This window comes from Salegentibacter salegens (genome assembly GCF_900142975.1).
Classification (GTDB): domain Bacteria; phylum Bacteroidota; class Bacteroidia; order Flavobacteriales; family Flavobacteriaceae; genus Salegentibacter; species Salegentibacter salegens.
This window is the reverse complement of sequence record NZ_LT670848.1, coordinates 2851396-2877377: the sequence shown is the minus strand read 5'-3', so window position 1 is coordinate 2877377 and position 25982 is coordinate 2851396. Positions and strand designations below refer to the sequence as shown.

The 25982-nt window shown below is 37.4% G+C and carries 26 protein-coding genes, 1 tRNA gene and 1 pseudogene; 9 read left to right on the top strand and 19 right to left on the bottom strand.

The window, feature by feature from the left end:
• Nucleotides 1-16 precede the first annotated feature (16 nt).
• Complete coding sequence (locus tag B5488_RS12860) at nucleotides 17-1663, bottom strand: ATP-dependent DNA ligase (protein WP_079735624.1); 1647 nt, start codon at nucleotides 1661-1663, stop codon at nucleotides 17-19.
• Nucleotides 1660-2706 (bottom strand): ligase-associated DNA damage response exonuclease, encoded by a 1047-nt coding sequence (locus tag B5488_RS12855; protein ID WP_079735623.1) that lies wholly within the window; start codon nucleotides 2704-2706, stop codon nucleotides 1660-1662. Before B5488_RS12855 ends, B5488_RS12860 begins: the two co-directional genes overlap by 4 nt.
• Before the next feature lie 156 nt (nucleotides 2707-2862).
• On the opposite strand from B5488_RS12855, the gene B5488_RS12850 reads away from it, so the two are divergent.
• Nucleotides 2863-3285 carry a tellurite resistance TerB family protein gene (locus tag B5488_RS12850; RefSeq protein ID WP_079735622.1) on the top strand — a complete coding sequence of 141 codons (423 nt, stop codon included), beginning with the start codon at nucleotides 2863-2865 and terminating at the stop codon, nucleotides 3283-3285.
• Between the two features lie 92 nt (nucleotides 3286-3377).
• Here the strand turns inward: B5488_RS12850 and fbp are convergent, their stop codons facing one another.
• Nucleotides 3378-4385, bottom strand: a complete 1008-nt coding sequence (gene fbp / locus B5488_RS12845; RefSeq protein WP_079735621.1) for a class 1 fructose-bisphosphatase — start codon at nucleotides 4383-4385, stop codon at nucleotides 3378-3380.
• 201 nt (nucleotides 4386-4586) lie between these two features.
• On the opposite strand from fbp, the gene B5488_RS12840 reads away from it, so the two are divergent.
• The 5 genes from B5488_RS12840 to B5488_RS12820 all read left to right on the top strand — a co-directional run bounded on the left by B5488_RS12840 (nucleotide 4587) and on the right by B5488_RS12820 (nucleotide 9448).
• Nucleotides 4587-5069 (top strand): GNAT family N-acetyltransferase, encoded by a 483-nt coding sequence (locus B5488_RS12840; RefSeq protein WP_079735620.1) that lies wholly within the window; start codon nucleotides 4587-4589, stop codon nucleotides 5067-5069.
• A 72-nt stretch (nucleotides 5070-5141) separates the two neighbouring features.
• The gene (locus B5488_RS12835) at nucleotides 5142-5612 is read left to right on the top strand and encodes a GNAT family N-acetyltransferase (RefSeq protein WP_079735619.1); all 471 of its coding nucleotides are present in this window, start codon (nucleotides 5142-5144) and stop codon (nucleotides 5610-5612) included.
• 6 nt (nucleotides 5613-5618) lie between these two features.
• Nucleotides 5619-6869, top strand: a complete 1251-nt coding sequence (locus tag B5488_RS12830) for an aspartate kinase (RefSeq protein WP_079735618.1) — start codon at nucleotides 5619-5621, stop codon at nucleotides 6867-6869.
• 37 nt (nucleotides 6870-6906) lie between these two features.
• Entirely contained in the window at nucleotides 6907-8709 is a 1803-nt protein-coding gene (locus B5488_RS12825) for a GNAT family N-acyltransferase (RefSeq protein WP_079735617.1), read from the top strand.
• A gap of 88 nt (nucleotides 8710-8797) precedes the next feature.
• Nucleotides 8798-9448, top strand: coding sequence for an SDR family oxidoreductase (locus B5488_RS12820; protein ID WP_079735616.1), 651 nt, complete (start codon nucleotides 8798-8800; stop codon nucleotides 9446-9448).
• A gap of 93 nt (nucleotides 9449-9541) precedes the next feature.
• Here B5488_RS12820 and B5488_RS12815 read toward each other — a convergent pair whose 3' ends face one another.
• The 15 genes and pseudogenes from B5488_RS12815 to B5488_RS12745 all read right to left on the bottom strand — a co-directional run bounded on the left by B5488_RS12815 (nucleotide 9542) and on the right by B5488_RS12745 (nucleotide 24259).
• Nucleotides 9542-9958, bottom strand: a complete 417-nt coding sequence (locus B5488_RS12815) for an arsenate reductase ArsC (RefSeq protein WP_079735615.1) — start codon at nucleotides 9956-9958, stop codon at nucleotides 9542-9544.
• Nucleotides 9959-9968: 10 nt separating this feature from the next.
• Nucleotides 9969-10454 (bottom strand): DUF6428 family protein, encoded by a 486-nt coding sequence (locus tag B5488_RS12810; protein ID WP_079735614.1) that lies wholly within the window; start codon nucleotides 10452-10454, stop codon nucleotides 9969-9971.
• A 297-nt stretch (nucleotides 10455-10751) separates the two neighbouring features.
• Nucleotides 10752-10835, bottom strand: a pseudogene (locus tag B5488_RS18425) (VOC family protein); the annotation flags it as partial.
• Nucleotides 10836-11088: 253 nt separating this feature from the next.
• The gene (locus B5488_RS12800; protein ID WP_079735613.1) at nucleotides 11089-12069 is read right to left on the bottom strand and encodes a 2-hydroxyacid dehydrogenase; all 981 of its coding nucleotides are present in this window, start codon (nucleotides 12067-12069) and stop codon (nucleotides 11089-11091) included.
• Between the two features lie 389 nt (nucleotides 12070-12458).
• On the bottom strand, nucleotides 12459-13808 hold the full coding sequence (gene mgtE / locus B5488_RS12795) for a magnesium transporter (protein WP_079735612.1): 1350 nt from the start codon (nucleotides 13806-13808) through the stop codon (nucleotides 12459-12461).
• Nucleotides 13789-14619 carry a 16S rRNA (adenine(1518)-N(6)/adenine(1519)-N(6))-dimethyltransferase RsmA gene (gene rsmA / locus B5488_RS12790; protein WP_079735611.1) on the bottom strand — a complete coding sequence of 277 codons (831 nt, stop codon included), beginning with the start codon at nucleotides 14617-14619 and terminating at the stop codon, nucleotides 13789-13791. The genes mgtE and rsmA overlap by 20 nt, the downstream gene beginning before the upstream one ends.
• Before the next feature lie 4 nt (nucleotides 14620-14623).
• Nucleotides 14624-14932, bottom strand: a complete 309-nt coding sequence (locus B5488_RS12785; protein WP_079735610.1) for a DUF4286 family protein — start codon at nucleotides 14930-14932, stop codon at nucleotides 14624-14626.
• A 9-nt stretch (nucleotides 14933-14941) separates the two neighbouring features.
• A complete protein-coding gene (locus tag B5488_RS12780; protein ID WP_079735609.1) occupies nucleotides 14942-16732 on the bottom strand; it encodes a tetratricopeptide repeat protein in 1791 nt (596 codons plus the stop codon).
• Between the two features lie 46 nt (nucleotides 16733-16778).
• On the bottom strand, nucleotides 16779-18050 hold the full coding sequence (gene serS / locus B5488_RS12775; RefSeq protein WP_079735608.1) for a serine--tRNA ligase: 1272 nt from the start codon (nucleotides 18048-18050) through the stop codon (nucleotides 16779-16781).
• A 71-nt stretch (nucleotides 18051-18121) separates the two neighbouring features.
• The gene (locus B5488_RS12770) at nucleotides 18122-19345 is read right to left on the bottom strand and encodes an alpha/beta hydrolase (RefSeq protein ID WP_079735607.1); all 1224 of its coding nucleotides are present in this window, start codon (nucleotides 19343-19345) and stop codon (nucleotides 18122-18124) included.
• A 59-nt stretch (nucleotides 19346-19404) separates the two neighbouring features.
• Nucleotides 19405-20724, bottom strand: a complete 1320-nt coding sequence (locus B5488_RS12765) for an HTTM domain-containing protein (protein ID WP_079735606.1) — start codon at nucleotides 20722-20724, stop codon at nucleotides 19405-19407.
• Nucleotides 20714-21652 carry a bifunctional riboflavin kinase/FAD synthetase gene (locus tag B5488_RS12760; protein WP_079736618.1) on the bottom strand — a complete coding sequence of 313 codons (939 nt, stop codon included), beginning with the start codon at nucleotides 21650-21652 and terminating at the stop codon, nucleotides 20714-20716. Before B5488_RS12760 ends, B5488_RS12765 begins: the two co-directional genes overlap by 11 nt.
• Before the next feature lie 7 nt (nucleotides 21653-21659).
• Nucleotides 21660-22289 carry an aminoacyl-tRNA hydrolase gene (gene pth, locus B5488_RS12755; RefSeq protein ID WP_079735605.1) on the bottom strand — a complete coding sequence of 210 codons (630 nt, stop codon included), beginning with the start codon at nucleotides 22287-22289 and terminating at the stop codon, nucleotides 21660-21662.
• A 228-nt stretch (nucleotides 22290-22517) separates the two neighbouring features.
• The gene (locus B5488_RS12750; RefSeq protein ID WP_079735604.1) at nucleotides 22518-23174 is read right to left on the bottom strand and encodes a 50S ribosomal protein L25/general stress protein Ctc; all 657 of its coding nucleotides are present in this window, start codon (nucleotides 23172-23174) and stop codon (nucleotides 22518-22520) included.
• Between the two features lie 143 nt (nucleotides 23175-23317).
• Nucleotides 23318-24259: a ribose-phosphate pyrophosphokinase gene (locus B5488_RS12745; RefSeq protein WP_079735603.1), complete on the bottom strand. Its 942-nt coding sequence runs from the start codon at nucleotides 24257-24259 to the stop codon at nucleotides 23318-23320.
• 149 nt (nucleotides 24260-24408) lie between these two features.
• Here B5488_RS12745 and B5488_RS12740 point away from each other — a divergent pair.
• The 3 genes from B5488_RS12740 to B5488_RS18360 all read left to right on the top strand — a co-directional run bounded on the left by B5488_RS12740 (nucleotide 24409) and on the right by B5488_RS18360 (nucleotide 25410).
• Nucleotides 24409-24490 (top strand) — tRNA-Leu (locus B5488_RS12740).
• 235 nt (nucleotides 24491-24725) lie between these two features.
• On the top strand, nucleotides 24726-25016 hold the full coding sequence (locus tag B5488_RS18365; RefSeq protein WP_317041948.1) for an Arm DNA-binding domain-containing protein: 291 nt from the start codon (nucleotides 24726-24728) through the stop codon (nucleotides 25014-25016).
• A gap of 67 nt (nucleotides 25017-25083) precedes the next feature.
• On the top strand, nucleotides 25084-25410 hold the full coding sequence (locus B5488_RS18360) for a site-specific integrase (protein ID WP_317041987.1): 327 nt from the start codon (nucleotides 25084-25086) through the stop codon (nucleotides 25408-25410).
• A 299-nt stretch (nucleotides 25411-25709) separates the two neighbouring features.
• On the opposite strand, the gene B5488_RS12730 is transcribed toward B5488_RS18360, so the two are convergent.
• Nucleotides 25710-25961 (bottom strand): cysteine-rich CWC family protein, encoded by a 252-nt coding sequence (locus B5488_RS12730; RefSeq protein ID WP_079735602.1) that lies wholly within the window; start codon nucleotides 25959-25961, stop codon nucleotides 25710-25712.
• Between the last annotated feature and the right edge of the window lie 21 nt (nucleotides 25962-25982).

The window sequence follows — 25982 nt, the reverse complement described above, 5'->3', positions numbered from 1 at the left end:
TCTTGTATTTTTTTAATTAATCGGGAATTAAATCCCGCAATTCACCCAGCGTATTTGCTTCGTGGATATTTTTATCGGTTCGCCAGCGAACCATTCTCGGAAAACGGGTTGCTACACCACTTTTATGGCGTTTTGATTCTGCTATTCCTTCAAAAGCGATTTCAAACACGTGGTATGGAGTTACACTTCTAACGGGGCCAAAACGTTCCAGAGTGTTTTTCTTAATCCACGCATCGAGTTTTCTAAATTCGGCATCAGTTAAACCGGAATAGGCTTTGGCAAATGTCACCAGTTCCTTTTTCTCGTCGTCCCATAATCCAAAAGTATAATCGGTGAATAAATTGCTTCGTCTTCCGTGACCTCTCATCGCATAAGTTAGCACCGCATCTACCGTAAGCGGATCTACTTTCCATTTCCACCAGTCGCCTTTTTTTCTTCCTACTAAATATGGTGAATCCAGTCTTTTTAGCATCAAGCCTTCCGATTTTTCTTCTCTTGCACGTTCCCGTTCTTCGGCAACTTCACTCCAGTTTTTAAAGGAAATCCGCTCCGATAAATGCAACGGAATTTCCTCCGCAGCAACTTCGGAAAAAAGCTTTTCCAAAATTTTTCGCCGTTCAGCAAAAGCTTTGGTTCTAATATCTTCTCCTTTCCATTCCAAAACATCGTAAGCCTTTAAAATTACCGGGGTTTTTTCCAGCAATTTTTTACTGATATTTTTCCTTCCTATTCGGGTCTGCAAATCCTTAAAAGTTCCGATTTTCCCTTTTGGAAATGGTAAAATCTCACCATCTAATACAGTTCCGTTAGGTATTTCACCTACAAAGGCTTCAAATTCTGGATATTTATCGGTGACGAGTTCTTCGCCTCGACTCCAAACAAAAAGCTCATTATTTCTCACAATTACCTGTGAGCGAATGCCATCCCATTTATGCTCGGCGCTCCATTCTTCTACATCGCCTAATTCTTCTACTTCGCCATCTATCGCGTAGGCCAGATAAAACGGATAAGGTTTTGATAAATAATCTTCTTCGTTCTCTTCTAAAATCAGTTTTTTGAAGGTTGTTTTTTCAGGTTTCCAATTTCCCATCATTTTATAGGCAAGAATATCTTCGTCTATATCGGTTGCTTTTGAAAGCGCACGCGTCATTAATTTCTGACTAACGCCAATGCGAAAACTTCCGGTGATGAGTTTGGTGAAAACAAAGCGTTCGTAATAATTAAGTGCAAGCCAGTTTTTATGTAAATAGTCCTTTTTTTCTGTTTCGGTTTTAGGTTTTAATTCCAGTATTTCTTGCAGAAATTGATTCAGGCTTTTTTCTGAAGATTCTTCTGCCGGCGGGATCACCAAAGCAATGGTTTCGGCTAAATCGCCTACAATATGATAGGATTCTTCGAATAGCCACAACGGGATATTCGCCAATTCTGAAGCCCAGGCACGCATTAATGTAGTATTCACCGGCCTTGGCGGGCGGCGATGCGATAAAATAGCGATGGTCCACACCTTGTCTTCATTTTCGATATTTTTAAAATAATGCGTTAAGGCCTCAACTTTTAATGTAGTTTTATTGGTGCTGTCTAAAGTTTTTATGAGTTCAGCAAAAACCCCTAAGCCCCCCAGCCCCCGAAGGGGGAGTTTCTTATCCTGAGTTTCTTCTTTCATAATTTCTCATCTTGAAGATTATTGTTCCCTTCCTCCCTGGGCTTCTCTTCATCTTCTCCCAATTCACCTTCATACTGCGTTTCTTCGGTCCTGGCATCGTATCCTAATTCCCTTAAATAGCGTGAAAAAATATCGGTATAACCGTGAGTGCAGATTACTTTTTGTGCACCGGTAGCTTTTATAGATTTTAAAAGCCCCTGCCAGTCGCAATGATCAGAAAGGACAAAACCGCGGTCTATGGCACGTCTTCTACGAGCACCCCGAAAGGTCATCCAGCCACTGGCAGAAGCCGTGACATAAGGCACCATTTTTTTTATCCAGGGGCTTCCATGGGCGCTGGGTGGTGCCACCACAATATTTCCTTTGATTTCATCTTTTTTAGTATCCTTGGTAATTCTGGTGGTTTCGGGCATTTCAGATAAAGGTCGAATCACTTCAGTCATATTCTCAATGGCACCGTGGGTGTAAATTTTACCGATGGAATTATCTAAATGTTTCAGCAAACGTTGGGCTTTTCCGAGGGAATAACCAAAAATCACAGAAGTCTGGCCATTTTCTTTATTCTGTTGCCACCAGTTATTAATTTCGGTAAAAACTTCCGTTTGCGGTTGCCATTTAAAAGCAGGCAAACCAAAAGTACATTCGGTGATAAATGTGTGGCACTTTACTGGTTCATAAGGCACAGCTACACCATCGTCTTCATCTTTATAATCGCCGGTAAAAACCCAAACTTCGCCTTTATGCTCTACCCGAATTTGAGATGAGCCAATAATATGCCCGGCGGGATGCAGGGAAAATTTTACGCCATTAATGCTAAAAGTTTCATTCCATTCTTTCCCGGAAACTTCAATATCACCCAAACGGTGTTTTATAATCGGGACATTGCTGTGATGGGTAATATATTTTTTATGTCCCCAACGGGAATGATCTGCATGGCCGTGGGAAATAATGGCTTTATCTACCGGTTTCCAGGGATCCAGGTAAACATCTGCCGCTTCGCAGTAAATTCCTTTTTTATTAAAAGCGAGTAAAGGTGGTTTCATTTTTCTTAGGTACTTGAATTGAAATTACCCAAAATGCCACGCTTAAAAAAAGGATTAAGAAAAGATTAGCGATTGATTAAAAGCTAATATTTTAGAGATTTTTTGATAAATTATACTTTAAGCTTTAGGTATATTTGTAGTATAAAATTTATTAAAATGTCATTTTCAGATTTATTTGATTCGGGAGAGCATCTTCGTAATATTAACCACTTCGCTTCTATTGTAAACCTTGCGAGTGTGGATGGCGAGATTAACGAAAAAGAACGTGTTCTTTTAGAACGTTTTGCGCGCAAACTTGATATTAGCCAACAGGAATATAAAATGGTTATTAAAAACCCGCAGGAATTCCCTATTAACGCCTATAATAGTGTGGAAAAACGTTTAGAGCGTTTGCACGATCTTTTTAAGATTATTTTTGCCGATAGCGAAATAGATAATGAAGAAGAAACCCTTATTAAACGTTATGCTATAGGCCTTGGTTTTTCAAATGACAATGCCGAAAAAATAATTAAAAGGTCTATACAGATCTTTAGCGGACAATTGAATTTTGAAGATTACCAATATTTATTGGATAAATAGGATTTATAAATTTAGTTGTCTGAAAGTTATAATGTTAATCAACATATTGTATCCTGATACAAGTTCAGGATGACCAATTTTAAACCTTCTTTTCAACTATATTTCTGCATAAATTCTTCAGCTTTAACTACCATATTTTTACTTCCGCAGAAAAAAGGCGCACGTTCGTGCAATTCTTTAGGTTGAATATCCATAATTCGAGTAAATCCGTCGCTTGCTTTTCCTCCTGCCTGCTCCACGATAAACGCCATAGGATTACATTCGTACAGCAACCTTAGTTTTCCATTATTTGCTTTAGAACTTTTTGGATAAATAAAAATTCCGCCTTTAATCATATTCCTGTGAATATCTGAAACCATAGAACCAATATACCTGGACGTGTAAGGCCTGTCCCCTTCTTCTTCCTGGCAATATTTGATGTACTTCTTCACGCCCTCGGGAAAATGCACGTAGTTACCTTCATTCATAGAATAAATATTTCCGTCTTCGGGAAATTTCATATCGGGATGAGACAAATACCAGGAACCTAGCGCCGGATTTAAAGTAAATCCATTCACTCCGCAGCCTGTTGTATAAACCAGCATTGTTGAAGTCCCGTAAATAATATAGCCAGCAGCCACTTGTTTATTGCCGGGTTGTAAAAAATCTTCGTTCGTAACAGGCGTACCAATTGGTGTTACCCTACGATAAATAGAAAAGATAGTTCCAACAGATACGTTTACATCAATATTGGAGCTTCCGTCAAGCGGATCCATAAGCACCACGTATTTATTCTGATTATCATTATTTTTTCCTGAAATAGTTATAAAATCGTCGTTTTCTTCTGAAGCGATACCGCATACGATTTCACGATTAATCAGGGTCTGAATAAAAGTTTCGTTAGCGTAAACATCCAGTTTTTGCTGATCTTCCCCCTGGATATTAGTTTCACCGTGTAATCCCAGAATATCTACTAAACCTGCTTTATTCACTTCGTGATTTACCACTTTAGCCGCCAGGCGCAAAGACCTGATTAAGCGCGAAAGCTCCCCTGATGAATAAGGAAACGCCTCCTGATTTTCTATAATAAATTCGCCTAAAGTTTGATTTTTCTTAACCATTTTGAACCAATATCGTTATTTGCTTCAAAATTATTCATTTTTTTCAGTTACTAAAACGTTTTCGCTATAATATATCGAAATTTCACAAAAATATAAGTCAGTCGAAATTCAAGGCACTTATTTCTACTTTTCTAAGTAAATATTTTAGAATTATCTGTTTTGGAATTTCATTCTTTACTTTTGTAGATAAAGCAATTTGAAATGGAATTTAAAATCAGGAAAGCAAAGCCGGAAGATATGCCGGCAGTTTTAGAACTTATTCAGGAACTGGCTGAATTTGAAAAGGAACCCGACGCGGTAATAATCTCTGCGGAAGATCTTAAAAAAGATGGTTTTGGCCCCAACCCAGCCTTCACCTGTTTTGTGGCTGAAACTGCAGAAAAGATTGAAGGAATGGCCTTATGCTATTTTAGATATTCTACCTGGAAAGGAAAAACTATACATCTCGAAGATCTTGTAGTTCGCGAGAAAATGCGGGGAAAAGGTTTGGGAAATGCACTTTACAAACGGGTAATTGAATTTGCTAAAGAACAAGGTGTAAAACGTACCGAATGGGTAGTTTTAGACTGGAACACCCACGCACGTGATTTCTACAGCCGCAGTGGCGCCACCGTTTTCACCGATTGGTGTACCGTGCAAATGGAAGAGGAAGCAATGGATAGATTTCTTGAGAAATCACGTTAATAATACGCTAAGCCGCTTTAATTAGCCCGTTTTATTAAAATCTATTCCTACTTTTGTAGAAACACCAAACTTATGGAATACGTTATACGCGAAGCTAAGCGGGAAGATATGCCCGCAGTTTTGGAACTTATAAAAGAGCTTGCCAGTTACGAAGGAGCAGCAGATCAGGTTGAGATTCACGTTAGTGATCTTGAGCACGAAGGTTTTGATGAGGGCAATTTTAAATGTTTTGTTGCCGAAGTAGATGAGAAAATTGAAGGATTGGCGCTGGTTTATTTTAGGTTTTCTACCTGGAAAGGCCGTACCGTGCACCTGGAAGATCTTATAGTTAGGGAGAGTATGCGAGGCACCGGACTTGGTGGTGCACTCTACAAAAGAGTGGTGAAATATGGCCACGAAAATAGCGTTAGAAGAGTAGAATGGGTAGTTTCTGAAGGCAATAAGAATGCCCAGGAATTCTATGAAAATACCGGTGCAGATATCAAGAAAAACTGGTACACCGTACACATGGATGAAACCGGAATTCAGAAAAATATCGATTAAAATTTTATGAAGGTTTTTAAGTTTGGAGGAGCATCGGTAAAAGATGCTGCAGGAGTAAGGAATGTTCAGAATGTATTGGAGAAAACGGGAAACGGTCCTAAAGTAATCGTGATCTCGGCAATGGGTAAAACAACCAACGCCCTGGAAATTGTGATTAAAGATTATCTTTTTGAAAAAAAAGTTCCGAAAAGTCTCGAAGCTGTTGAAGAAACTCATTTTCAAATAATCAACGAGCTTTTTTTAGATACCCGCGCCCCGATTTTCAATAAAATAAAAAACCTGTTTACTGAACTTAGAAATTTTCTTCAGCATAATAAATCTGAACAATACGATTTTGTTTACGATCAGGTGATTTGTTACGGGGAACTGGTTTCTACCACGATTGTGAGTGAATATCTCAATTCTCAAAACATACAAACCAACTGGTTGGACGCCCGGAATTTTATAAAGACCGATAGCGTTTATCGTGATGCGGGAGTAAACTGGGAAGAAACCCAGGAAGCTATCCAGCAGAACTTAAACGTAAACCAGGTAAATATCACCCAGGGTTTTATTGGGTCAGATCCCAATAACTTCACCACTACGCTGGGTCGGGAAGGAAGTGATTACTCCGCTGCGATTTTTGCTTATTGTTTAAATGCTGAAAATGTCACCATCTGGAAAGATGTCCCCGGAGTTTTAAATGCCGATCCCCGGGTCTTCAAAGATCCCCAACTTTTACAACATATTTCATACGAAGAAGCCATAGAACTTGCTTTTTATGGGGCTTCGGTAATTCATCCTAAAACTTTACAGCCGCTTCAACAGAAAGAGATTCCGCTATTTGTAAAACCCTTTTTAAAACCGGAAAGTGAAGGTACTAAAGTGGGAAAAGGTGAACTTATTTTTCCTGAAATCCCGTGTTTTATTGTAAAAAACGACCTGGTTCTAATTTCGTTATCTACACTTGATTTTTCATTTATGGTAGAGGAAAATATCAGCGAGGTTTTTAGGCTTTTTCATCAATATCAGATGAAAGTCGATTTAATTCAGAATTCAGCCATTAGTTTTTCGGTTTGTGTAGATAATAAATTCAACCAATTAGAAAAATTACTTCAGCATTTAAAAGCCAGGTTTAAAGTAAGTTTTGTGCCGGGAGTTTCTTTATATACCATAAGACACTTTAACGAGGAAGCGAAAAAAAGCCTGGAAAAAGACAAAGAAATTTTACTGAAACAGCTTACCCATAACACCCTTCAAATTGTAACCCGCAATTAAAAACCTAAATTTACCTACACTAACCAAATAATTTAAAATGGGAATTGTAAGCGCCAGAGAGGTTGCCAAAGTAATGAACCTGGAAAAACTTGGGCCTTTAGGAACTTCTATAGGCTGGCTTGTTTTACGAACAACCAAACTCTCCCGGCTTAACAAAGAATACCAAAAACGTAAAAGTCTTAACGGAATTGACTTTATAGATTCGATTTTAGAAGGCTTTGAGATCGATTTCGAAATCCCTGAAAAAGACCTGAAGCGCATACCTAAAACCGGTCCATTTATCACTATTTCCAATCATCCCCTTGGTGGAATTGACGGAATGATCCTGATGAAATTACTACTTCAGCAACGTTCAGATTATAAGGTAATCGCGAATTTTTTGCTTCATCGTTTAGATCCTTTGAAGCCTTATATCATGCCGGTAAATCCATTTGAGGATCATAAAGACGCGAAATCGAGTTTAGGCGGAATTAAAGAAGCAATTTCTCATTTAAAAGATGGGCACGCATTGGGAATGTTCCCGGCGGGAGAGGTTTCTACCCATAAAGATGAAAGAGTAATTGTAGACAAGCCCTGGGAACCGGCAGCGATGAAACTTATTCAAAAAGCAAAAGTGCCCGTAGTACCAATTTATTTTCACGCAAAAAATTCTACTTTCTTCTATCGCCTGGCTTCAATGAACGATATTTTTCGCACGGCGAAACTGCCGGGCGAAATGCTCACCCAAAAGAAACGGAAAATAAAAGTGCGCATTGGGAACCCCATTTCGGTAGAAGATCAATTGGAACATACCAATTTGGAAGCTTTTACGGCATTTCTACGCCGAAAAACTTATATGCTGGCTAATGTTTTTGAAAAGAAAAAGCTTTTTGAAAAAATCCCCAGGAACCTAAAACTCCCCAAAACCCCGAAAAAGATCGGGATGGAAACAGCAGAAATTTTAATGGAAACTGAAGTCGAAAATTGCCGAAAAATGGACAAACGACTTCTATCCAGTAAGAATTATGAAGTTTTTTTGGCTAAAAAAGAGGTAATTCCCCATATCGTGGCAGAACTTGGTAGACTTCGTGAAATCACCTTTAGAGCAATTGGCGAAGGCACCAACAATGCCACCGATCTCGATAAATTTGACGATTATTATTACCACTTATTTTTATGGGATAATGCTGCTAAAAAGGTTGCCGGGGCTTACCGGATGGGCATGGGAAATGAAATATATGCCTGCCACGGTATTGATGGCTTTTACCTTCAGGAGTTATTTAGATTTGAACCCGAATTGCATAAAATGATGAGCCAGTCTATAGAAATGGGGCGTGCCTTCATCATTAAAGAATATCAACAAAAACCAATGCCACTGTTTTTACTTTGGAAAGGAATTGTGCATTGTACGCTGCGTTTTCCGGAGCATAAATATCTTATTGGCGGCGTGAGTATCAGCAATAAATTCTCGAATTTCTCAAAATCGTTAATGATAGAGTTTATGAAGTCTCATTATTACGACCCTTATGTCGCGCAATACATAAAACCGAAAAAAGAGTTTAAGGTAAGACTGAAAGACGCCGATAAAGATTTTGTTTTTGACGCCAGCAAAGCCGATCTCAATAAATTTGATAAAATTATAGATGAAATTGAACCAGAAAATATGCGTCTTCCGGTTTTGATCAAAAAGTACATCAAGCAAAATGCTAAGGTGGTCGCTTTTAATGTAGATCCGCTATTCAATAATGCGGTAGACGGTTTAATGTATATTAGAATTGCAGATCTACCCGAAAGCACTGTAAAACCCGTAATGGAAGAATTTCAGAAAGAATTGGAAGCAAAGTTTAATTTAGAGCATTAGGCTGTTAATTTCATGTTATTCTGAAGTATTCATTATGAAGGTTTTTAATTCATCCTTATCTTCAAACTGATTAAAATTATAAGAAAAAATGGAAAAGATATTAATAGCCGGTTCTACCGGACAAACAGGAAAAAGGGTTATTGAAATTTTAAATAATACCGAACATTTTAAACCCGTGGCGATGATTCGTAAAGAGGAGCAAAAGCAAATCTTTGACGATATGGATGTAGAAAGCATTATGGCCGATCTTGAAGGAGATATTGATCACGCTTTTAAAGGAATTGACCGTGTTATTTTTGCTGCAGGTTCTGGCGGAAGTACCGGCCCCGATAAAACCACAGCGGTAGACCAGGAAGGTGCTAAAAAAATGGTTGATGCAGCTAAAAAGCATAACGTAAAGAAATTTATTATGCTTAGCGCAATGGGAACCGATAAACCTGAAGAAGGCGGTGAACTGGAACATTACCTAAGAGCCAAGAAAGAAGCCGATGATTATTTAGTAGACAGCGGGATTGTGTACACAATAGTACAACCGGGCCGACTTACAGACGATATGGGACTTGCTAAAGTGAAATTAGCCCTTAAACTAAAAGAACGAGGAGAAATTTCTCGTGATGATGTAGCTTTCTTACTGGTAATGTGCCTTGCAGATCCATTAGGAAAAAATATGGCATTCCAGGCGCTGGAAGGTCAGGAATCTATTAAATCTGCGCTTATTGAATTAAGCCAGAATAATTAATAAGATTCTTAGATTAAAATGCTGTTTGGTAGTTCCAAATGTTAGATCCTGAAACAAGTTCAGGATGACGTGGGAATTATTAAACAGCATTTTTTATAGATTATCATTTACAAACTTTTCACACCAGGTTTTAATTTCATTCCTGGTAGTTTTAAAAGCTTCCTGAATTTCTTTTTCTGAACCTTCTACTTTTGAAGGGTCTTTAAAATTTTGATGCAACCTTACCGCATTTTTCGACGGAATAAACGGGCAGTTTTCATTGGCGTGATCGCAAACCGTAATTATAAAATCAAAGTCCACTTCTTTATATTCGTCTACATGATTACTGGTGTGATGAGAAATATCTATCCCATCTTCTATCATAATCGCCACCGCTTTTTTGTTTAGACCGTGAGTTTCAATTCCCGCGCTATAAATTTCGGCTTTTTCTTTGGCAAAATGTTCTAAATATCCCTGTGCCATCTGGCTTCTGCAAGAATTTCCGGTACAAAGTACAAGTACGTTTTTCATATAAGGTTTTTTAGCAGCAACCGCCACCGGGTGCGCATTCGTTAGCACTTTCCATCGCCGGTGCTGCAACTCCGCAAGTTTCCTTCGCTTTACAGTCGGTTGGGTTTATGTCTAATTTTATTAGTAAACTTCCATTTTTAATGGCAAAACCGGTTACGAACAATTGAGCGGTATGAAAATTAGCATTGCTATACTCAAACTTTACCTCAGCATCCAGATCGTAAGATTTCATTTGCCCTACTTTATCCAAAATACCCAAAGCTTTAGAAGTTTTCATAAAATCAGTTTTTCCAATTTCCTCCGGACTTTCCCAAAGCTGAATAATAGTTTCGTTCCAGGCATCGGTTCCCGCTCCGCAGTCTACCGAATCTATTTTTAGGTGTTTTACTTCGGTTATATGATAATTTGCACCAACCAGCAGATTAGGTGCGTATTCAAACAACAAGGGTTTTTGCTCGTGTTGTTTCAGCAAATCGAATAATTCTGATGTTTTCATATCTCCATATATTTATATATCGCAATATTACGATTAATATGGATTATAAACAAAATATTGCGAGTTTTTATTCCTGAAAATCAGTGTAGTTTAAAGTAACCCCTTTGCCTATCGGCACATCGCCTTGGAAAAATGAGAAAGTACCCGTTTCAAACCCTAACCTGAATTTTTTTCAGGAATCTAACATGAAAATTATTCAGGTTCAACTTAGACCCTGAAACCAGTTCAGGGTGACGATTCAACATCAGTTAAGAAAAATTGTAGAGGATATTAGTCGATCTAAACTACAGCCTATTATTATAAAAAAGCCTTGTCGTTAGGTTCCCAGAGTTCTATTTTATTTCCTTCCAAATCCATAATCCAACCGAATTTCCCTTCCTCCGCCTTGGATCTTTGGTTTTAAAGAAAACCCCACCGATTCCCGTGACTCTTTTTTCCATATTCCTGAAGTTATTTTTATGAAAACGATAATTGAATTGAAGATTGAAATCATCACAATGACAATAAACTTGCTGTTTTAAGGAATAAAACTTTAAGGTATTAAATTCTGAAATAAATTCAGAATGACGTTATATCATAAAAAACCTCACAGGTTTTGGAAACCTGTGAGGTTAAACTATTTTTTAAGAAGAAATTACTTCCCCTCTCCTTTTCCGAATTTATCAATAATTTTTCCGGCAATTACGCTTGCCAGTCTCTCGTGAGATTCTTTAGTCCATCCGGCAACGTGCGGACTTAAAATTACATTATTCAAAAACATAAGTTCACGCATAGCATCTGGAATTTGATTTTCTATACTTAGTGAAACGTTCTTTTTGTTGGAAAAAAGACTTTCAAAAGAAGATTTTTCGTATTCAAGAACATCAAGCCCCGCGCCAAGAACGCGACCGTCTTTTAATGCGTCTACAAGATCTGCGGTAACTACATTTTTTCCGCGAGCGGTATTAATAAACCAAAATGGCTTTTTATAAGCATCAATAAATTGTTTATTGATCATTTGGTCGGTTTCAGGCGTCCAGGGTGTGTGCAAGCTCACTACGTCACATTTCTCCCGAAATTCTTCTAAGGATACCTGGCGAACGTATTCATCGCCTACAACTTCCTTAATATCATAGCAAATTACCTCAACTTCAAAACCGCGTAATTTTTTAGCGAAGGCTTTTCCCATATTTCCGTAGCCAATGATGCCAACAGTTTTCCCGTCCAATTCCAGGCCTCGGTTTTCTTCACGGTGCCAAAGGCCATCCCGAACTTCCCTATCGGCTTTGTTCAACCTATTAAACAGCGAAAGAAGCATTGCCAGGGAATGTTCTCCAACGGCATTTCGATTCCCTTCTGGTGCAGAAAATAAAGTGATTCCGTGGGCTTCGGCATATTCCACATCTATGTTTTCCAGGCCGGCTCCTACCCTTGCAATAAATTTTAAATTAGGTGCAGCATCAATAAACTCACGATCTATAGTGTAGCGGCTTCTAATCACGATGCCATCGTACAAATGCTGATTTTCCAGCGTTTCTTCACGAGACTGGCTGAAACCCTCTATATTTTGATGCCCGGCATCTTGTAATTGTTTAATTAAAGTTGGATGATTGGTATCTGAATGTAAAATAATCATTGCTCTAAATTGAGTTTTTAATTTTTATATATAACGACCGCCGGGAATAAGCTCAAAAACTGGCTTTTCCGCATTACAATAAAAATAAGTTCGAAAATTGAATGTTGAAATGAAGGCGGTTTCATCTTTTGTTTACTCACTAAGTGAGGTTTTATAAGGCTGTTTGAAAAGCTTATTGAATCGTCATCCTGAACTCGTTTCAGGATCTAATTTTATAATAATTCGAACATGTTAGAAGCTGAAACAAGTTCAGCTTGACGCAATAGACCCAATTGAACAACCTAATTTAGTTTTCCTATTATTTCCCCGGTTTTTATTCTGGAGAACTTTAATTACGAAAACCAAAGTTAAAGAATGATTTTTAAAACATAAAGCCTGTAGCCTTTTAGTTAAAAACCAAGCACTAATTTAGAAATATAAAAAAAGAGGAAAATTCCGAAGATATCATTACTCGTGGTAATAAAAGGCCCTGTAGCAATCGCAGGGTCAATGCCCTGTTTGTTTAATATAATTGGCACAAAAGTTCCCACCAAAGCGGCTACAATTATTACTGAAAGTAAAGATGCTGCGATGGTAATACTCACCAATTGATCCTGCCCTACAATAAGCCCAAATAAAATAACCAGAATTCCTAACGCAACTCCATTAATTAAACTAAGACTCACTTCTTTTATTAAACGTTGTAATAGACTACCACGAAGATTATCGTTTGCAAGTCCCTGTACAATAATCGCGCTAGACTGTACCCCAACGTTTCCTGCCATCGCCGCGATTAAAGGCGTAAAAAAGAATAAAATTGGAAATTGTTCTAAAGCTTCTTCAAAACCTTTCATAATATAAACACTTCCCAACCCACCAAAAAGGCCAAGTACCAACCAGGGCAAACGTGCCCGGGTTAATCTTAAAAGGCTATCATCTGCCTCTACATTTTCAGAAATACCGGAAGCCATCTGGTAATCTTTTTCGGCTTCTTCTTTTATAAAATCTACAATATCATCAATGGTAATCCTTCCCACCAAACGGCCCATTTCATCTACCACAGGAATCGCTTCCAAATCATATTTTTGCATTACCCGGGCAACTTCTTCGCCTTCGGTATGTACATTTACATAATCTACCTGCGGAATATAAACATCCTGAATATTGGCGTGGCTGGGCGCAGTAAGTAAATCTTTTAGTGAAAGTCTACCTTTTAATTTGTTCTTATCGTCAACGACATAAATGGAATGTACACGGGTTACATTTTCGGCTTGTTCGCGCATTTCGGTCATACAACCGGTCACACTCCAGTTCTCGTTAACTTTTACAAGTTCTTTAGCCATAAGTCCGCCGGCAGAATCTTCATCGTAACGCAGCAATTCCACAATATTATCGGCATGCTCCTCGTCTACGAGTTCAGCGATAACATTTTGCTGGCGTTCGGGAGAAAGTTCAGAAATGATATCGGCGGCATCATCGGTATCCATTTCTTCTAACTCTTCAGCGATCTCTTTGGCCGAAAGGGTATCTAAAATACGTTCCCGAACTCCTTCTTCCAGCTCCATTAAGGCTTCAGAAGTTTTTTGGCTATCCAGCAGTTTAACCAGATAAGTGGCTTCTTCTAAAGAAAGTTCGGTTAAAATTTCAGCAATATCAGCGTGGTGCACATCTTCAAGGTGCAATAGCAATTCCTCATTATTTTCCTGCTCTATGAGAAATTGTAATTTTTCTATTAATTCACTACTGATTTGAAATTGCATACGGCTGAATTTTAAGGGTCAAATCTATAAATTCCTGAAAACCGAGTTGCTCAGGACGTTTGTCAAATATAGGATCTTCCCTTAAATTATCGGGTAAATCGAAACTTTTTAAACTGTTGCGCATAGTCTTTCTACGCTGCTGAAATGCTGTTTTCACTACCCTAAAAAAGAGTTTTTCGTCACAAGGCAGGCTAAAATCTTCCTTTCGGGTTAACCGCAATACACCGCTATCTACTTTTGGCGGCGGATTGAATACTGAAGGCGGAACGGTAAATAAATATTCAGCTTCATAGAAAGCCTGAACCAATACAGAAAGAATTCCGTAGGTTTTATTGCCTTCTTTTTCACAAATTCGCTTTGCGACTTCCATTTGAAACATTCCTGAAAACTCAGGAATCTGGTGTTTTAATTCCAAAACTTTAAAAACGATTTGTGTTGAAATATTGTAGGGAAAATTACCAATAATCGCAAAAGCTTCATCCCGAAAAACAGTTCCCACATCATATTTCAGAAAATCGAATTGATGAATTCTATTTTCCAGTTGCGGATAATGTTCCTGCAGATAAGCAACACTTTCAGTATCAATTTCTATAACGTGAACCTCTGCATCCTGCTTTAGTAAATACTTGGTTAAAACGCCCATTCCCGGGCCAATTTCCAAAACTTTATTATAGCCTTTGTAGCTAAGGGTTTCAGCTATTTGTTCGGCAACACTTTCATCGGTTAAAAAATGCTGTCCGAGATGTTTTTTTGCTCTTACCTCACCATCTTGTGATTGGGGAGTTTTGCCCCTTTTTTTATATTTACCCATAGATCTACTGCTCGCTAATTACCTGCATTTCGGTTCTAAAAGCCACGAATTTTCCTTCAAAAGCTTTACTTTTTCCTCTCAATCTTTCAGCATCTTCTTCGTAATACCTTTCTAAAGTAGCTTTATTTTCGGTAGTATATTGAACAGAGTAAGTAATACCGCCCATAGCTTCAGTTACCATTACACGGGTCATTAAAGCTTTTCTGAATTTTCCAGTGTCCAACATTTCGGGTATATGTTTTTCCCTCATCCATTTTACCCACTCATCGTGAATTGCTTCTTCTACATTTATAGTAACGTTATATATATACATGTTGATTTTTTAAGGCGTTTCTTCGTAATCTCCTCTTAGTTCGCGGTATTTTTTGCGGGAATCCACAAAGTAAATACTGTCGGCAAAGTTAAAGATTATTTGTTCGTAATATTCTTTGGCTTTTTCTATGTTTTCAAGCTCGCTTGCATATAATTCGGCTAAATAATAATGGGCATTATCAGCGAGAATATCTGTATTAAAATTTTCTATAATCGCAAGATAATTATTTTCGGCAGCTGTAAATTGTTCTGTTTCTTCAAAAAGTCGGGCTTGTTTTAGCAAAGCTTCATCTTCTATTTTCTCCCCTTTATGAAGGTTTAATATTTCTCCCAAAAGTTCTATAGCTTGAGCATTCTTCTCCTGAAAAGCCAGCAAATCTGCCCTTGCATATTTTTTTAGTGCGGTTTGGGTAGAATCTTCAATAGAGTTGTCTTCAATAAGCAAACTAAGTTCCATCGCATCATTGGCGATAAGCTGGGAAGTAGAAGATTTCAACACATTTAATTGTTGCTTTGCCCATTTAAAATCTCCTTTAAAATAACTGGTTTTAGCAACTTTAAATCTAGCGTTTTGCGAAATCTGATCGTTTTTTACCAGGTTTTGAACCTGGGAATAATAAATAAGCGCTTCGTTAAATTTCTCCTGAAGCACCAAAATATCGGCCAGCGCAAGTTTTATAATCGCTATGTCAAAATCCCGATTAGCCTGTCCTGAAAGATTTTTTAATAAGGCAATGGCTTCTTCTTGCTTACCCTGTTTAAAAGCCAGGAAATTGGCAAAATCAATTTGTAAATTTAGCGTGCTAAGTCCGGTTCCAAATTGCTCTAGTAATTCAGAATATCTTTTTTCTACTTCGGAATATTTTTTTTCATCGTCATTTTCCAGACGCATTTTTAATAAGAACTGATTTCCCTGCAGCACTATATTTTCTGAAGGTGCTTCTTCTATCACATAATTTACAATTTCAATTGCTGCCTCAAAATCTTCAGCCTCTCGGGCCATTACCGCCAGATTTAAAATGTTTTGCAAACTTTTGTCGCTTCTTCTATAAATAGCTTTTTCCTGGGCAAATGCCCTTAAAAATTCCTGTTCCTGGATAAAAAGCCAGCTTAGCATTTCATTATAAAGTAAACTGGGATTTTGCTGAAGTTTCGTAAGTAATAATCTTCTAAAAACCGTATTGGCTTCAGTAGAAGAATCTGAAGAAATATATTTACCAAATTCACGGTTGGCAATAGAGAAGAAATCTGGATTCGCTTCAATCAATTCCAGGTAATTTTTAAACATTTCTTCGGTTTTACCCTGTTCCCCGTAAATTCTAGCGAGTTGTAAATTATAGTTAAGCTCGTTATTCAGCTCCATCGCCTTTTCGTAGGTTTCTGCAGCGTTTTTTAAAAGGCTATATTTTTGGAAAGTCCTTGCTATGGAGTAGGCATAATTTGGGCGTGAGTCTACAGCACTAAGCGCTTCGGCATAGAATTTCTGAGCTCTTTCATCATTTCCCTGAAGTTCATAATTATGACCAAGTTCAATTAAAAGGGTAGGATTGTTGGCCGAATTATTCAATTTCTGTCGAAGCAATTCTTCAGATTTTTCAAAGTTTTCAAGTTGCTGATAACTTTGTACCAGGCCGAAAAAATAGGAAGTATTCTGCGGATTTTCCGCTACTAGCTTTTCGTAGGTTTTAAGCGCTTTTTCAAATTCCCCCTGATCAAAAAAATTACGTGCCAACACTTCAGATTGCGCCAGTGCACCCGAAATGGAGCAAATAAAAACCAGAAAAAATAAGGCCATGCGCATCCTGTAAAGATAAGGATTTGCCCTGTGAATCAATATTTTTCGCTAATTAATCTATTAGACTAAAACCGGTATAAGGCACCAAAACCTCGGGAACTTTAATTCCTTCTTCGGTTTGATAGTTCTCCAGGATTCCTGCAAGTACACGAGGTAAGGCCAAAGCACTTCCGTTAAGTGTGTGCACTAATTCCTTTTTTCCTTCTTTATTCTTATGGCGTAATTTGAGCCTGTTTGCCTGGAAAGTCTCAAAGTTTGAAACCGAGCTAATCTCCAACCAACGATCTTGCGCGGTAGAAAACACCTCGAAATCGTAGGTAAGCGCTGCTGTAAACCCAAGATCACCGCCGCAAAGTCTTAGAATTCTATAAGGCAATTTAAGGTCTACTAAAATATCTTTTATATGGGCTACCATTTTATCTAAAGCCGCGTAAGAATCTTCAGGCTTTTCTATTCTTACCAATTCTACTTTGTCGAATTGGTGTAATCGGTTAAGTCCGCGCACGTGGGCACCATAAGAACCAGCTTCCCTTCTAAAACAAGGGGTATAACCTGTACAGGCAATTGGGAAATCTTTATCGATAAGCAACCGATCCCGATACATATTTGTCATTGGTACCTCAGCGGTTGGGATCATATAAAGATCATCGGCTGTGATATGGTACATTTGCCCTTCTTTATCGGGTAATTGTCCTGTTCCCAACCCGGAAGCTTCGTTGATCATTAGGGGTAATTGATATTCGGTATAACCGGCATCAATAGCTTTATCTAAAAAGTAAGTAATTAAAGCACGTTGCAACCTGGCTCCTTTTCCTTTATAAACCGGAAATCCAGCGCCGGTGACTTTATTTCCTAACTCAAAGTCTATAATATCATATTTTTTGGCAAGTTCCCAGTGAGGTAGTGATCCATCTGCAAGTACCGGCACATCGCCCTCTTTAAAGATCTCCTCGTTATCTTCTTCTGAAGTTCCCGCAGGCACAGATTCGTGCGGAACATTAGGAATAGTATAAAGCAAGGTTTCCAGTTTCCCAACAGTTTCAGCAAGTTCTTCTGAAAGGGCTTTAGAATCTTCTTTTAAATTCCCTGTTTTTTCTTTAATAAGGTTGGCTTTTTGATGCTCCCCATTTTTGAACATCATCCCAATCTGTTTAGAGAGCCTGTTAGATTCGGCTAAAATATCATCGAGTTTCACCTGGGTTGCCCGACGTTTTTCGTCTAACTGCAGTACCTCCTCAAGAATACTTTCGGCCTCAAAATTTCTTTTTTTGAGTGCATCAATGAATTCCTGTTTATTTTCCCTGATATGGTTAACCTGTAACATAGCTTTCTATTTCCTAATTTGAAGCTGCAAATGTAAGAAAACTAGAAAAGAAATTCACTTAAGGCTTAAAGCTAATCTGTATTTAAACTTTCCTCTTTTTCTTGTGCATTTAGATCATCAAGATCGTTTTGGTAAAATTCCCATTCGGGATCACCGGTGGCTTTTACCATTTTTAATGCTTTCTCATAATATTTTCTAGCTTCCTCAATGTTCCCAGCTTTCTCGTAAGCCATTCCCAAATTTGAATAGGCATTAAATGAATCGGGGTGATTTTCAGCATTTAAGTTGAAGACCTTCACAGCCACATCCTCAAAACCTTCTTTATTAATGAAAGCGTATCCCAAATTGTTCATTGCCCCCTCGTCACTAATTCTGAAACCGTATTCCCTGGAAAGTTTAGCATAATGATCCTCGATTTCTTCAATCATTTTTTGCGAACCATTTTCTGCAAAAATCGCTTCTTTATTCTCTGGCAATTCAAATTTTAAATCTTCAAATATAAATTGAAGCCCATTAAAAATTGACGGCAATCCAAGACTGCCGTGAGTTTGCTCAAACATAGGCTCAAATTTAAACTTTAGATCAAGTTCTTTATTTTCTGAAATATAAGATTCAAGTTTTCCAGCAAGTCTATAATTATTTCCGAGCATTATTCCTCCCTCATTGGCTATAGTCATATAAAATTTAGAATCTATATCCTGATGGTCTTTGAGCACCTCATCTAATTCTTTATCTAATAAGTTATTGGTATACCATAAACTCGGACTAATAGTTAGGTAGGCATTAAAAAGATTGGGTTTTTTGAAGAAACAATAAGTATTAAGAAGTCCGCCTAAGGAATGCCCAACTAAAATATTATAGGGCGCCGCACGATAGTTTTCCTCAACAAAAGGTTTTAATTCTTCCTCCATGAAATTGAGATAATTATCGGCTCCTCCCCTATTAGGCAATCTATTTATGTGATATTCACTTAAACCGTGAGATACAGGAGTAAGATCCCGAATTCGCCGGGTGTTTAAGATTCCAACTATGATCATTTCGGGAATTAGTTGATTGAGAACAAGATATTCTACCGTTCCAACAGCGTGCGTAAAATTGTAATAGCTATCCTGGAGATATAACACCGGATAGGTCTTTTCTCCTTTTTTATAACTTTCAGGCAAATAAATTTCCAGCTTTCTGTTTTCATCTAATATTTCTGAATGAAAACTTCGAGTTTCTCCTATTTGAATTTTCTGCTGAGCGTAACCTGAAAAATTAAATAAAATTAAGACAAGTAATAATTTAAATTTCATCGTTTGATTTTTAAACTCATCTAAGTTATTAATTCAAATGAGAAAAATCTTACAAATCCTCAATCTAATTTTGAAGGTAAAATCCAGTCGTGATGTTTAAAATGCTGCCATTTTTCTGAAGCGAGATCAACTTTTGGATCTATAAACTTTTCGTAAGGTCGGCCGTTGATGCTTATATCTGATTTTACAAAGACCTGTATATCCTTGCCTTTTTCGGCATAATTTTCTTTAAGTCGCTGTGCAAACTGCCACATCATATCTGGTTTCGAACTTACCGAGCGCATTTGTTTCGGACTTAAATACCGGGCTTTATTTACATAAATAGTATCCTTTTTTCCTTTTTCAACTACTTTAAAAGTAGTTTTTCCTGAACGAGAACGCAGCATCATTCGCCAACTAAGACGATGCGCTTCTTCTGTCCACAAAACATTATCCTGAAAAAACCAGTGCCTAAGCGGTAGAGCGATTTGAATCACAAACCAGATAGATAATACTGTGATCAATGGTTTTTTATAGGAAGGGATTATTAGTTCACCTTTATCATAGTAAGGTTTTTTATTCCGAAGTATATATTTATTGATCTTTTCTGAAGGAAAAAAGAACAGACAAAAAGCCAGTGATAAATAAGGAAAAATACCGATATGAAAAATAAAACTATTAAACAGGTGAAAGAAAATAGCGAGGATAAAAGCTGGTAATCTCGTTCTTTTCCATAAAAGCGCGGGAATTATTAATAAATCAAATAGTAATCCGAAATAAGTAATTGCATAACGAACAAAATCCTGTTGAAGAAACTCACCTACCAGCCAGTAATCGGCTTTTCCTCGCATAAGAAGCGCCGGTAATGTTCCATCTAGCCAATCTGGATATAATTTGGCGACTGCAGCGTAGGTATAAACGATCCATAATTGCAGCACAATTACTACCCAAACCCATTGCGGCATGGCTATTTTCCTAAAATCTGGTTTTTTCCAGGCGTCTATAGAAAAATAGCGGTGTGCGGGAAGGAAAAACATTATTCCGCATAGCAACATCAGCAAATAATAATGATTGTTATAGGAAGATTTTTGCATCAGGTAAACCCCGGCCCATATTATGGTATAACAAAAAATGCTGAAACGGTACTTGAAGCCAAGCATTACAAAAATGCCAAAGAGCCCCAGTATTCCGTAGTAATACAACATTCCGTTTCCAGGCAGCGGTTGCAGGAATTCAAAACCAATAAAATTAAAAGTAAAGTCGGGCTCAATGAGAGTTCTACGAATCCAACCAGTAAAAATAGCACCAACAGCTTCAATAGTAATAAGCAAGCCAAAAATAATTCGGAAAGCAATTAGCGCCGAATTATCTACCTGCTTAAAAAGCCATTTATTGAGCATAATTGTCTTTAATATATTGCCTTGAGAAAGCTTCGTCTTGCTTCATTGCAATTTTTAAAGCATTTACAGAATCGAATTTTTTCTCATCCCGAATCCTTACCAGCATTTCAATTTTTAGTTCGGCATCGTAAAGATCCTGGTCCAGGTTAAAGAAATATGTTTCTATGGTTTGGTCTTTTCCTCCAACCGTGGGATTAGTACCAATATTCATCATCCCGAAGTAGCGCTTTCCGTCAATTTTAGAGCAAACTACATAAACCCCGTTTCTAGGGATTAATTTATAGTCTTCTTCAATATTTAAATTGGCGGTGGGGTAATTGAATTCCTTTCCCAATCCGCGGCCTTTTACCACTTTCCCGGTTAAACTAAAAGGAGATTGCATGTAGCTATTGGCCTTTTCTACGCGACCCTCTAAAAGCGCATTTCTTATTTTTGTAGAACTTACCGCAACCTGGTCTACTTCCTGTTTGGTGATTTCTTCTACATCAAAACCATATTCCTCACCAAACTGTTTTAGCGTATTGATATCTGCCGTACGATTTCTTCCAAAACGATGATCGTAACCAATAATTACTTTTTTCGCTTTTAAGCGATTTACCAGGATATCACGAACAAATTCTTGCGCAGTAAGTCTGGAAAATTGTTGCGTAAATGGGTGAACCACCAAATGATCTATCCCAGTTTTTTCAAGAATTTCGGTGCGTTCTTCTATAGTATTTATAAGTTTTAACCCGCTTTCTTTTTGCAGAACCATTCTTGGATGCGGAAAAAAAGTAAAAATAACCGATTCAAGATTTTCAATCTTAGCGGCACCTACAAGGCGTTTTATAATTTTTTGGTGACCGGCGTGAACTCCATCAAAAGTACCGATGGTGACTACGGTTTGTTTTTCACCTTTAAAAGCATTTGCTCCTTTATGTATCTTCAAGGCCAACTTATTTTCCGTTAAATGAATTCATAGTGTTTGAAACGCCTGCCGTTCCAAAAGATTTTACCAACTCGGCCGATTTTTGAAAGCGTTCTGGCAATTCTTTTCTCTCTTCTTCTCCCCATTCTCCAAGCACATAATCTATTTGTTGGCCTTTGGAAAACTCATCACTAATGCCAAATCTAAATCTATTATATTTCGTGGTGTTTAGGGTATTCTGAATATCTTTTAAGCCATTATGCCCACCGTCACTGCCTTTGGTTTTTAAACGAATAGTTCCAAAAGCTAAATTAAGATCGTCTGTAATTACCAAAAGGTTTTCTAAGGAAATTTTTTCTTTTTGAAGCCAATAATTAATTGCTTTTCCACTTAAGTTCATATAGGTTGAAGGCTTCAGCAGCACAAAGGTTCTACCTTTGAACTTAAACTGGGCTATATCACCTAATTTTTCTGTTGAAAAACTTACTTCTTCTTTTTCGGCTATATAATCAAGAATTTTAAAACCAACATTATGGCGGGTATTTTCGTACTTGGGACCGGGATTTCCCAACCCGGCGATCAAAAATTTCTTCATGGGATCTTGTTCTTCTTCCTGGGGCTTTTTGTTACTGAGTATTTTTCCGAAGAAAGACAGCATAGCTTTTGTTTTGGTAAAGATAAAATTATTAGATTATCTAACTAAAAGATTTTACTCGATAATCTAGATCTAAATTCTCCAGCGCTTATCCCGAAAATAAAATATTATTTTCTATAAAAACTCTTGAGCTTGTTCTTAGGTAGTTTTCTAGAGATTAATTTAGAAGTTCCGGAAAACAAAAAAAGCACCCCGTTTGGGATGCTTTTAGATTTTTGCTGAAAGAATAGATTAATTATCTTCTCCTTCTTTAACTGCAGCTTCATCACTTGTTTCAGTAGATGGCACTTCGTCTGCTGGCACTTCATCTTCATCTTCGTCGTCCTCAAGGGCAACAATATTACGTGAAGTTCTAACCTGGCAAATTACTGTGTTATCTGGATGCTGAATCTCGTAAGACTCATCTGCAACAGCAGTAACGTAAAGTTTTTGACCAATTTTAAGTTTAGCTACATCTGCAGTAATATAATCTGGCAATTCATTAGCCAAACCTCTTACTTTTAGACGACGCAAGTTGTAACGTAGCACACCACCATTTTTAACACCTCTCGCAATACCTTCGGTATGGATAGGAATTTCCATAGTGATTGGTTTATCATCACTAATCTGGTAGAAATCTACGTGCAAAATAGCATCGGTAACCGGGTGGAATTGGATGTCTTGAAGAATAGCGTCAAATTTCTCGCCATCTCCAAACTTAATTTCCACTGTATGCACATCTGGGGTGTACACAAGGTCGTTAAACGATATTTCTTCTGTTGCAAAGTGCAACGGCTTGGCATCTCCCCCGTATAATACGCAAGGAACCTGTCCAGCATTACGTAGGGCCTTCGTGGCTTTCTTTCCTACGCTTTCTCTTTTAGATCCGTTGATCGTAATTGATTTCATTGTTGAAAAATTTTAGGCTGCAAAAGTAGCGCTTTTTTCCTTTCTATAAAACCCTGACTTAAAATTCTTTAAAAAGAAGATTCTTATTGAAAATTCCAACTAAGAAATAGAAAGTAAATTAATTATAGTCAGACAGTCTTCGTTTACATAACGAATTTAGAACTGATGGATTTATTGTTGTGCACCCTATTCATAACATCAGCAAAAAGATTGGCACAACTTACTACTTTAATTTTCCTGCTTTCCTGCCTTAACGGAATAGAATCGGTAACAATTAGCTCCTGAAGTTTTGAATTTTCAATTCGCTCGTAAGCTTCTCCAGAAAGAACCGGGTGGGTACAAATAGCACGAACACTTTTTGCACCGCGCTCCATCATTAAATCGGCTGCTTTGGTTAATGTCCCGGCAGTATCTACCATATCGTCTACCAAAACCACATTTTTACCTTCTACATTACCAATAAGCTCCATATGCGAGATCACATTGGCTTTTGCCCTTTGTTTATAACAAATTACCACATCGCTTTCTAATGCTTTAGAGTATGCATAAGCCCGTTTTGAACCTCCCATATCGGGCGAAGCAACTGTTAAATTATCTAATCCCAATTCTTTTAAATGCGGAAGAAAAACCGTGGAAGCGTAAAGATGATCTACGGGTTTTTCGAAGAATCCCTGAATTTGGTCGGCGTGCAAATCCATAGTAATAATCCTGGTTGCTCCTGCGGTTTCCAGGATACTGGCTATCATTTTAGCAGCAATTGGAACCCTGGGCTTATCCTTTCTATCCTGACGTGCCCAGCCGAAATATGGAAGTACGGCCGTAATATGTCTTGCCGAAGCTCTCTTGGCAGCATCAAGCATTAATAGCATTTCCATTAAATGATCTGATCCTGGGTGGGTAGAACCAATAATAAAAACTCGTGAACCGCGAACCGATTCTTCAAAAGAAGGCTGAAATTCACCATCACTGTAAGTTGAAGTAATTACATTTCCTAATTTGGTGCCATAAGCGGCCGCTATTTTTTCAGCTAAAGCTTTGCTCTGCGTACAGGAAAAAATCTTGGCCTCGGGAATTACGTTGGGCATGTTGTGTTGTTTTTGTGAATGTTGTTTGTTGTGTTGCAAATTTAGAAATTAATTCTATTCACGCCTCACGAATATGTTTAGAGTGAAACTTTAAAATTGGAAAAAAACATTTGGAGATGGGAAAAATTTTTTACTTTTGCCGTCCACTTGCTCGAGTGGCGGAACTGGTAGACGCGCTGGATTCAAAATCCAGTTTCTTCGGAAGTATGGGTTCGATTCCCATCTCGAGTACTTTTTAAACATCAAATAACACTAAAACCCCGTAAACTTCACTGTTTACGGGGTTTTTTATTTTTTATAATATCAAAGAATATCATTTAAACAGGTATTAAAAGTGTCCCATTCGGTGACCTTTTTGAAATTCAAAAATAGGTCACCGAATTAACCTTAACATATTGATATAAGGGTTTTTACAGATATATTTTTGGTTTTTTTCCTTAGATTTATCATTCAAAAATATATCATTATGCAGAACTTATTATCAATTCTCTTCTATATCAAGAGAAGTAAAACTGACAAACAAGGAAAAGTGCCTATCTACATGAGAATCACTTATGATGGGAAAAGAGCTGAAGTTAGCACCATGAGAAAAGTGGAACTAAACAAATGGAATTCGAAAGCCAATTGTTTTAAAGGTCAATCGAGTGAAGCTAAATCAATAAACAGGCATCTGGATATTATGAAAAACCGTCTATACAGTATATTTCAAAAACTTCAGGATTCAGACGAAAATATTACAGCAACTATATTGAATTGATGGCAGCCAATGGTTAAAGTTTAAAAGAACAAAAACCAAATCCCTTAGCAGTGTTCCTCTTTTGACAGTGCCAGAAGAGCTTATTAAAAAATATAAAGACTACGAAAATTCTAAAGGCACCTTAATACCGGTGCTATCAAACCAAAAAACCAATAGTTATTTAAAAGAAATTGCTGATGTATGTGAAATTCAAAAGAATCTAACATTCCACATTGCCAGACATACTTTCGCCACCACAGTCACCCTTTCAAATGGTGTCCCAATTGAAAGTGTAAGTAAAATGCTTGGGCACAAATCAATAAAAATTACCCAACATTACGCGAAAGTAATAGACCAAAAATTAAGCGAGGATATGAATAATTTAAAGAGCCGGATGGCTGATGGTGACAAATAAAAAACTAATATTTTATTTTTATTACTTAAAATAGATAGAACTCGTAGTTGAAAAATCTATAGCCTTAACCAGTTCGTTTGAAAAATTGAATTTTCTTATTCAATTTTTCAAGTGGTAAATCCTAATTTCTCCCAATTTTGCTAAGAGCCAATTATAGACAGTATGACGAGATCAGGCCAAATACTTTTTTTGTTAACGGTAAGATAGTTGTCCCTTTGAAGTATCTATTAGTATTAAAGCAAACGGCTTCAAAAACCAGAAACGCGAATTTTAAAAGCCGTTTTCTTTGGCTATTCTTGTTACTTTTTTGGTGATCTATAAAATACACCCAAGATATCTTTCAGTTTATTTTGGAAATTTTGATTGTGGAACTCTGTCTTCAGTTCTTTCATACATTTTGCGCAGAGGCAGTTTTCATATAAACCTCTTATGTACTCAAGCTCCTTATTTTCTAACTTTATATCAGAGCATTGACAAAGCTGTATGGATCCAACTTTACATTCAAATTCTGTTTTACATCTTGGGCAGTATTTCTCTTCGTGCTTAATCACTATTTATCAAGAATGAAGTTT